Here is a 6,110-nt window from a genome sequence, read left to right on the forward strand (position 1 = left end):
CTTTCTGTAAAATATAACCATTATTAATTATAACATAATAGAAGAAAATGAAATTTTAGTATTACATACAACAGTAGCTGAAGATTTAATGTAACCTTTTTTTGAGAAGTGGCGACTAATTGCATAAAGAGCAAAAGGTAAATTAATTGGCTATATTAAAGATAAGTATTGTTTATGAAATGAGGAGAACTATGAAGAAGTCTAAATTTCTTATGTTCAGTATTGTAGGGTTCTTATTAATTATTTGGGTTATAGGCACAGTATCTATGTATTCTACTTTCAAGAAAGAGAATAAATTGTCAATTGAGATGGTAGCTTTCAATAGTTTAACTAAGGAAGAAAATACTTTAATTCAAGTAAGCCCAAAGGATTCAATTGTAAAACAAATACCTCTTAGTGATGAATTAAAAAGATCACTTGATTCAAATTATACCAAAGACCAAGTTTACTCTGTTACCTTTAATAATACGGAGACCGACACTACTGGAAACCTTGTAGTTTTTGTTGATTTAGATAAAAAAACAGTCCTAGGTAAAGGTTTTACCGGTGAATAAATAGATAGCTTTTACGTTACTGGGTACCATAGTTATAAAACCAAAGTAAAATGATACTGGAAAACGTTTTTCCTAAATAAAGGTTAATATCTATCAAATTTCGTTATTACTCAACTTATGATTGCAGCGGCAGTCGGCGACTCCGGTGGGATGTGTGAGACAGATAAGACATCACAACCACGCGCGTCAGCGATGGGTGATGGCTTATCGCTCACCCCACGAAAAAGCGTCCGACGAAAGCGGAAATCAGCCATCTATTTGTTCATGTTTTCTTTGTAATTATGTTTGAACTTTTTATAAAATCTTTACCTCAATGATTTATTTCTCGCTTTACTTCACAAAAAAGCTGCTTAACTCCCATAAGAGATTAAGCAGCTTTATTATTTATTAAATAACGATATTCACCATTTTACCAGGTATTGCAATGATTTTCTTGACTTCATTGCCATCAATCCATTGTTGAACCTGTTCAGATGCTAAGGCTAAGGCTTCTAGCTCATCCTTCGTAGCATCTTTAGAAACTACAAGCTTCGCACGAACCTTCCCTTTAATTTGGACAGGGATTTCAACTTCATTGTCCACTAGCTTCGATTCATCAAACGTTGGCCAAGATTCATAAGCAACAGACCCCTCATGACCTAGTATGCTCCAAAGCTCTTCTGAAATATGAGGTACGATAGGAGAAATAAGCTTAATGAAGCCCTCTACATATTCTTTAGAGATTTTCTCAGCTTTATACCCTTCATTAATGAATACCATCATTTGAGAGATTGCTGTATTATAGTGCATTCCTTCATAATCCTCTGTTACCTTTTTAACCGTTTGGTGATATACCTTTTCCATGTTGTCAGATGAAGTATCGCTTACTTTAGGGCTTAACGTTCCTTCCTCTGTTACGAAAAGTCTCCAAATACGATCTAGGAATCGACGTGAGCCGTCTAAGCCGTTTGTGGACCATGGTTTAGAAGAGTCAAGTGGTCCCATGAACATTTCATATAAACGAAGTGAATCTGCCCCATGGCTTTTCACGATATCATCAGGATTTACTACATTTCCTTTTGACTTGGACATTTTCTCGTGATTTTCCCCTAAGATCATTCCTTGATTGAATAACTTTTGGAATGGCTCTTTTGTTGCTACAACACCAATATCATAAAGGAATTTATGCCAGAAACGTGCATATAGCAAGTGAAGTACAGCATGCTCTGCTCCACCTACATAAAGATCCACTGGCAACCAGCGTTTTACTAGCTCAGGGTCAATAAGCGCTTCATCATTATGTGGATCGATATAGCGAATATAATACCAGCAGCTACCTGCCCATTGAGGCATAGTATTTGTTTCACGGCGTCCTTTTTTACCAGTGACTGGATCTACTACATTTACCCATTCTTCAATATTAGCTAATGGAGACTCTCCTGTTCCACTTGGCTTGATGTCAGTAGTCACAGGAAGCATAAGCGGAAGCTCTGATTCGTCTACTGGAGTGGAAGTTCCATCTTCCCAATGAATGATTGGAATTGGCTCTCCCCAATAACGCTGACGGCTAAATAACCAGTCACGTAGACGATAAGTAACTTTCTTCTCACCTTTACCGTTCGCTTCAAACCATTCAATTGCTTTAGCGATTGCATCTTGTTTATTAAGTCCATTTAAGAAATCCGAATTAACAAGTACGCCATCCTCTGTGTAGGCAGCTTCTTCAACATTTCCACCAGAAACTACTTCTACAATTGGAAGATCAAATTGTTTTGCGAACTCATAATCACGCTCATCATGTGCTGGAACTGCCATAATAGCACCAGTTCCATATGTCGCTAAAACGTAATCAGCGATCCAGATTGGCATTTTTTCACCACTAACTGGATTAATTGCATAAGCACCAGTGAAAACACCTGTTTTATGCTTAGCAAGATCAGTACGCTCTAAATCACTTTTCAATTTAACTTGATCTTTATATGCTTGCACTGCCTCCATTTGCTCTGGAGTTGTTATAGTATCCACTAATTTATGCTCAGGTGCCAATACGGCATACGTTGCACCAAAAATCGTGTCGGGACGAGTTGTAAATGCTTGGAATGATTGATCAGTATCCGCAATTTCAAATGTAAGCTCTGCACCTTCTGAACGTCCAATCCAGTTACGTTGCATTTCCTTTAAGCTCTCAGGCCAATCAAGGTCATCTAAATCCTCTAACAATCTATCGGCATAAGCAGTAATACGAAGAACCCATTGACGCATTGGACGACGTTCTACTGGATGTCCTCCACGCTCGGATAGACCATCGATTACCTCTTCGTTTGCTAATACTGTACCTAATGCAGGACACCAGTTTACCGGCACTTCATCCACATATGCTAGGCCTTTTTTATAAAGCTGAATGAAAATCCATTGTGTCCATTTGTAGTAGGAAGGATCAGTAGTATTAATTTCACGATCCCAATCATAGGAAAACCCAAGATCCATCATTTGACGTTTGAATGTCGCAATATTTTTTGCTGTGAACTCTGCTGGATCATTACCAGTATCAATTGCATATTGCTCAGCAGGAAGACCAAAAGCATCCCAGCCCATTGGGTGAAGTACGTTATATCCTTGTTTGCGTTTATATGCACTTAAAATATCTGTCGCTATATATCCAAGCGGATGTCCAACATGCAGTCCAACTCCTGATGGATATGGGAACATATCTAATGCATAAAATTTTGGTTTGGAAGGATCGTCAATCATTTTATATGTTTTATTTTCTTTCCAATACCTTTGCCACTTTTGCTCAATTGCTTCATGATTAAAGCTCATTTTTCTTCCTCCTTCAGGTAATGGTGTTGTCTAAACCGTCATTTCACCAATAAAAACAACACCAAATAAAAAAACTCGCCCCTTAAAAAACTTAAGGGACGAGAGATATACTCACGCGGTACCACCCAAATTAGTGGAAAATTCCACTCAACTTGTCTCCTTAACGCGGAAAACGGTATAAGCTACTAATCGTTCACTTATACAGACTCAAAGGCGAGTTCAATAATTCGTAACACTAACTTGCACCATACGTTAGCTCTCTTTAGAAACGAGTGTTATTTACTATTCCTTGTCTTAGTCGAAAATTATTCATGGTTATTGCATTAATTCTAATTGAAATTAAAAGAAAACACAAGATGCACTCTCATCAAATATCGTAGAAATTAGTAAATTAAATAGCTACATTCTCTTTTACGTCTTTAATGATTAAATCAGCTTCCGTAGCATCTATAATATCTTGCACAGAATATCCCTCAAATACTTCTTTTAATTCTAGCCCATCTTCTGTTACTTCAATCATTGCCCGTTCTGTTATGATTTTATTCACAACGGCTTTACCTGTTAAAGGAAGTTCGCATTGTTTTTTAATCTTTGCAGAACCGTCCTTCGCGCAGTGGTCCATAATTACGATAATTTTTTTGGCACCATGCACTAAATCCATTGCGCCGCCCATTCCTTTAATCATCTTACCTGGAATCATCCAGTTAGCTAAGTCTCCCTTTTCAGAAACCTCCATCGCCCCTAAAATTGCAACGTCTACGTGCCCCCCACGTATCATGGCAAATGACTCAGCACTTGAAAAGAAGGAAGAACCCGGAATGGTAGTAACTGTCTCCTTACCGGCGTTGATAAGATCTGGATCGACTTCTTGCTCAGTTGGATATGGCCCGATACCTAAAAGACCATTTTCTGATTGAAGCACGACCGTTTTGTCTGGAGATATAAAGTTGGCAACTAAGGTTGGAATACCTATTCCTAAATTCACATAGTTCCCATTTTCAATTTCTTTTTCTGCTCTTCTTGCAATTTTTTCTCGTGTATTCATCCGAATCTCCCCCTTATGAACGTGTCGTTAAACGTTCGATTCTTTTTTCCTGTTCTGCTTGGAACAGACCTTGGACATAAATACTTGGCGTATGTATTTGAGCTGGGTCTAAATCGCCTGTCTCTACGATTTCTTCTACCTCAGCAATTGTAATTTTCCCTGCAGCAGCCATCATTGGATTGAAATTTTGAGCTGTTTTGTTATAGATTAGGTTACCAAATTTATCTGCCTTAGCTGCGCGAATCAACGCAAAATCTGCTCTAAGTGCTTCTTCTAGAACGTATTCCTTGCCATCATACATTCGTACCTCTTTCCCCTCTGCAACAACTGTCCCTACACCTGCAGGAGTAAAAAATGCAGGTATTCCTGCTCCACCAGCACGAATTTTTTCTGCTAATGTACCTTGAGGAGTCAACTCTACTTCAATCTCTCCTGAAATTACTTGTCTTTCAAACTCTTTATTTTCCCCTACATAAGAGCCTATCATTTTTTTTATCTGTTTATTTTTAAGTAAAAGGCCTAGACCCCTGTCATCTACTCCACAGTTATTAGAAATTACGGTTAAATCCTTTACCCCTTTTTCAACTAACGCTAAAATTAACTGTTCTGGAATACCAACAAGTCCAAAACCACCTACCATTAACGTCATGCCATCTTCAATACCTGCAACGGCATCTTTTGCTGAATTGTATATTGGTTTCATGCTCCCAATCCCCTCTCAAAATAATTACTACTCTATTATATTCTCAAAAATCCAACAACTCCGCAAATTTTTTACATTAATCTCTATTTTTACAGTCGCTTTCTATAACATTAAAATAGGAGTAAAAACCTCATTTTTCGAATAATACTAATTAAAATAAATCGGAGTCTCTCACTATCTTCTTACCATCTACGTAACTGTTCCATTAAATTTAAATTTTCTTCAAGAATCAAGCATTCAAGTCTATTCCATGCCATTCACCAAAGATATTACGTGTTGCTAAATCTCTTAATCACTAAACTCGAAGTCTTCCTTCATTTCATATAGCTGAAAATAATCCTCCTTAATCACAATCGAAATAATAGTTTCCCCTTTACTAAAAAAATGGACATGCCCATTTTGTTCACTTTTTAGCTCTTCCCAACCCCAATTATTAATTTCTTCAAAGTATTCTTTAGGTGGGTAAAGTCCTTGTTCCCCTCCAATATTCTTTAAAATAAACTTTTCACCCTTTTTAATATTAGGATTGTCAAATTTATCTGTAGTTGATTGTGCATTGGCTGGTACTGGAATCTCTTCATTTATTCCAGCTTTTTTATAACCGCTAGCTTCGTTAATCGATGGTGAACATCCGAACAACAACATTAGGCAAATGACGCATGTTATATATTTGCTTGTGTTCATTAAATTCCCCCCTAGCAGTACTGTGACATGGAGCTCTTTGCATATTAAACTCTTAGCCAGCCTCGAAACCCTCTGGATCCATAGTAGGATTCTGCTCCATTGTGGTACATAAACACAGTATCGTAGCGACAATCACAAAAGATAGCGCCACCAAGTTTTCTAATATTGGCAGGTGTTTTTACCCAACTCGAAGTCTTCAAATCGAAATTTCCAAGTTTCTGCAATTCTCGGTATTGTTCTTCTGTTAAAAGATCGATGCCCATGTCTGCAGCCATTTCCACTGCGCTATTTTCAGGTTTATGTTTTTTCCTTGACTCTAATGCTT

Annotated in this window: 6 protein-coding genes and 1 other annotated feature; of the genes, 1 reads left to right on the plus strand and 5 read right to left on the minus strand. The window is 37.5% G+C overall.

Annotated elements, in window-relative coordinates; genetic code table 11:
* Window positions 1–191 precede the first annotated feature (191 nt).
* On the plus strand, window positions 192–554 hold the full coding sequence (locus tag AC06OU_RS02805; protein ID WP_475853833.1) for a hypothetical protein: 363 nt from the start codon (window positions 192–194) through the stop codon (window positions 552–554).
* A gap of 387 nt (window positions 555–941) precedes the next feature.
* Here AC06OU_RS02805 and leuS read toward each other — a convergent pair whose 3' ends face one another.
* The 5 genes from leuS to AC06OU_RS02830 all read right to left on the minus strand — a co-directional run.
* Window positions 942–3,353, minus strand: coding sequence for a leucine--tRNA ligase (leuS, locus tag AC06OU_RS02810; RefSeq protein WP_475853835.1), 2,412 nt, complete (start codon window positions 3,351–3,353; stop codon window positions 942–944).
* Between the two features lie 91 nt (window positions 3,354–3,444).
* Window positions 3,445–3,658, minus strand: a binding site (T-box leader).
* A gap of 86 nt (window positions 3,659–3,744) precedes the next feature.
* Complete coding sequence (locus tag AC06OU_RS02815) at window positions 3,745–4,398, minus strand: 3-oxoacid CoA-transferase subunit B (protein WP_169359999.1); 654 nt, start codon at window positions 4,396–4,398, stop codon at window positions 3,745–3,747.
* Window positions 4,399–4,411: 13 nt separating this feature from the next.
* On the minus strand, window positions 4,412–5,101 hold the full coding sequence (locus AC06OU_RS02820; RefSeq protein ID WP_475853837.1) for a CoA transferase subunit A: 690 nt from the start codon (window positions 5,099–5,101) through the stop codon (window positions 4,412–4,414).
* A 288-nt stretch (window positions 5,102–5,389) separates the two neighbouring features.
* Complete coding sequence (locus AC06OU_RS02825; protein ID WP_475853839.1) at window positions 5,390–5,785, minus strand: hypothetical protein; 396 nt, start codon at window positions 5,783–5,785, stop codon at window positions 5,390–5,392.
* Between the two features lie 44 nt (window positions 5,786–5,829).
* Window positions 5,830–6,110 (minus strand): DUF4256 domain-containing protein (locus tag AC06OU_RS02830; protein WP_475853841.1); only part of this gene is annotated, 281 nt, incomplete at its 5' end.

The organism is Psychrobacillus sp. (assembly GCF_056205495.1).

Bases quoted from the DNA above. Each gene is read 5' to 3' on its own strand.
- AC06OU_RS02805 (WP_475853833.1), top strand. From the start codon at position 192: ATGAAGAAGTCTAAATTTCTTATGTTCAGTATTGTAGGGTTCTTATTA.
- leuS (WP_475853835.1), bottom strand. From the start codon at position 3,353: ATGAGCTTTAATCATGAAGCAATTGAGCAAAAGTGGCAAAGGTATTGG.
- AC06OU_RS02815 (WP_169359999.1), bottom strand. From the start codon at position 4,398: ATGAATACACGAGAAAAAATTGCAAGAAGAGCAGAAAAAGAAATTGAA.
- AC06OU_RS02820 (WP_475853837.1), bottom strand. From the start codon at position 5,101: ATGAAACCAATATACAATTCAGCAAAAGATGCCGTTGCAGGTATTGAA.
- AC06OU_RS02825 (WP_475853839.1), bottom strand. From the start codon at position 5,785: ATGAACACAAGCAAATATATAACATGCGTCATTTGCCTAATGTTGTTG.